The sequence below is a fragment of the Tautonia sp. JC769 genome (genome assembly GCF_040717455.1).
Lineage (GTDB): Bacteria > Planctomycetota > Planctomycetia > Isosphaerales > Isosphaeraceae > Tautonia.
In genome coordinates, this window is the sequence record NZ_JBFEFH010000080.1 from 1 (window position 1) to 393 (window position 393).

Annotated in this window: 1 protein-coding gene; it reads right to left on the minus strand. The window is 58.8% G+C overall.

Annotated elements, in window-relative coordinates:
• Nucleotides 1-161: 161 nt before the first annotated feature.
• Nucleotides 162-393, minus strand: a 232-nt coding sequence (locus AB1L88_RS26960) for a hypothetical protein (protein WP_367099818.1), incomplete at its 5' end; no start/stop codon positions are given.

Here is a 393-nt window from a genome sequence, read left to right on the forward strand (position 1 = left end):
CCTCGGACAACGTCCTGCTCGGCCTGCAACCCCTCCACTCTTTGACCCTTTGAGGATGAAACTCGATGCTCCCGATCACTCCCCGATCGAAGGCGTCCACGGCCGATCGCGTTCCCACCTCCTCGCGAAGTCGTTCCCGATCTCAGCTCCGTTGCCTCGCCTTACGACCACTGCTCGAAGGGCTCGAAGATCGCCTCCTCCTGGCCGACCTTTCCGGTGCAGTCAACGAAGATCGAGCGTTTTTGGATCCGAACGACCCGGTCGAGATCACCGGCGACACCTGGATCAACTCGAACGCGACCCTCACATTTGGACCCGGTGTTCGGGTCAGTATGGGGGATGGGCTGAATCTGAATGTCAAAAATCAAGGGAAGCTCGTGTTTGGAGGAGGAT